Here is a 1757-nt window from a genome sequence, read left to right on the forward strand (position 1 = left end):
TGGAAAGCAGCGTTAAATCGTTTTATGATCGAGTTTGAAGATCGACTCATTGACCATATTTGAACAGGGCAGTTACACAGAATTATCTACAGGCTCGGCGAGACGTTAGATTCTTGGTTATGAAGCGTTGTATTTTAAACCGATACTTATTAAAAATAGCGTCTAAACTAATCATCCATTAGCCTTACATCTAGGTTGTTTGTCAGTATGAACGGTTGTCGCTATATGCAAAGCCTGGATACAGAGCCGTTTGCGTTAATCCCAGATTGCGCCTTAGCATTTCCGGTGTCATGACTGACCGCCCCAATGCCTTAGCTTGGGCATGTACTCGTTCCAATAATTGATAATTGCTAGCAATTGTTGTTCTATCTTCATCCGTCCACAAATTGTCTTCCAGTCCCACTCTAACGCCATCAGCTGCACCCACACCAATCCCGTTCATGCTCTTTTGGTAACGCCCAATTCCTCCAACAGACCAATATGAATCATGAGGTAGTGCTTCAACAAGCATTGCCAAATCTTTGAGGGTGGCCTGTGCAGATGAGATGTTTCCAAGAATTAAATTGAAATAATAAGGGGGTTTCAGAAGCCTCTCTTTGATCAGTACTTTTGCAAAATTAATCATGCCACTATCAAAAATTTCAAGTTCAGGCTTGATGTCGTGTTTCAACATCATTTCTGCAAGATAGCGGATAGATGAAGGAGAGTTTACTGAGGCCTGGTCGATAAAATTAAGTGAGCCAAGAGTAAGGCTGGCCATGTCAGGTTTGAAGTTTCCATCCAATGTCAGTACTGCAGCTCTTTGTGTCACATCAGGAGTCTGGCGCCCTGAGGTCGAGACGCAAACAACCAGGTTTTTCAGATGCTCCGATGAGCGTATGCGCTCTATGAGTTCGGCATAGATTTTCGGATCGCTGGACGGATTTTCATTTGAGTCTCTGGCGTGTAAATGCACGATAGAAATCCCAAGTTCAGCGCATTGCAGGAGATCTTTTATTATCTCATCAGGAGAGGTCGGTAAGCTGGAATTCTCACTCTTGCATGCAACCATGCCTGTTGGGGCAAGATTCACTATTAATGGATTGGTATTCATAAATTCTTATTGGCGTTATTCTAAATTGAGTTCACTGGCAGGTTTTTTTAGTTTTACTGCAGGTACTCCTACGTAAACACCATTTTCTTCCGTATCATTTAATACAAGTGCGCCAGCTGCAATGATGCATCCAGGAGCTATGGAGATGTTGTCCCGAATCGTTGAGTTCAATCCCAGAAAGCATTGATCCTGTACCTTTGCATTGCCTGCAATGACTGCGTGTGCAGCAATAAAACAATGATCTCCAACAAGCGCATGATGTGAAACATGGGCGCCACTGCGAATGATTGTATTCTTGTCTATCTCGGCAAATGGTTGAATCACTGCATGCTCGTAAATCAAACTGTTTTCACCGACTGATAAATCTGGCCAGGTACTGGCTCGTGATGAGACATATGTAGCAAAATTGTATTGTTTCTGTTTGCCCATTTCGTATCGTTCCCGTCTAAGCTGATTTACATCACGGTATCCGATAGGAATGAACAATCCATATTTCTCAGGTGGATAATGGTGCTCTATTTCTTCAAATGGGATGACAGGAAGGCCAAAATGCGTTTGTTCATCACGTTCGCTGCGCGCCAAGGAGAGAGAATCGAAGGCGCGTAGTCCCCGGTAGCCACTAGGCGAGACTGTTTTTCTGACGTGCGCCAGCGCCAAAGGAAAA

At 43.7% G+C, this 1757-nt stretch carries 2 protein-coding genes; both read right to left on the reverse strand.

All coding sequences use genetic code 11. The features are described 5' to 3' along the window. Nucleotides 1-202: 202 nt before the first annotated feature. Entirely contained in the window at nt 203-1093 is an 891-nt protein-coding gene (locus BOW51_RS10505) for a beta-keto acid cleavage family enzyme (RefSeq protein WP_078477665.1), read from the reverse strand. A 15-nt stretch (nt 1094-1108) separates the two neighbouring features. Further along, nucleotides 1109-1757: acetyltransferase (locus BOW51_RS10510; protein ID WP_135568265.1), on the reverse strand; the 649-nt coding region annotated here is incomplete at its 5' end.

Source organism: Solemya elarraichensis gill symbiont (assembly GCF_002021095.1).
Lineage (GTDB): Bacteria > Pseudomonadota > Gammaproteobacteria > Chromatiales > Chromatiaceae.